Genomic DNA, 288 nt, shown 5'->3' with positions numbered 1-288 from the left:
ACATTTATCCCTGGCCCGAATATCCCACCAGTAAAGATAAACGCTCCACCCAATCTTCTTCTAAATTTAAATAAATATTGGCTGGCAACACAAGCACCCTGAGAGAAGCCCACTAGAAAGACATAATCTTCTCTATTGCCGCTTTAAATCAAATTTTCAACTATAGAATCAATATAGTTCACAGCATCATCTAAATGAGTTTGATTTTTTTCTATAGTGCGCAGGATAATGTGAGGATACCAAGTATTCACTGGTTCAAATGCAAGGACACAAGTGCCTTCCAAAAAA

The 288-nt window shown here is 37.2% G+C and carries 1 pseudogene; it reads right to left on the bottom strand.

Annotation, left to right across the window (positions count from 1 at the left end):
* Window positions 1–119 (bottom strand): annotated as a pseudogene (locus A6R74_RS23460) (hypothetical protein); the annotation flags it as partial.
* Window positions 120–288: the final 169 nt, after the last annotated feature.

Origin of the sequence: Halomonas sp. ALS9 (genome assembly GCF_001651035.1) — a bacterium.
GTDB lineage: Bacteria > Pseudomonadota > Gammaproteobacteria > Pseudomonadales > Halomonadaceae > Vreelandella.
The sequence above is the reverse complement of the archived record's forward strand: the minus strand, read 5'-3'. Positions and strand labels throughout refer to the sequence as shown.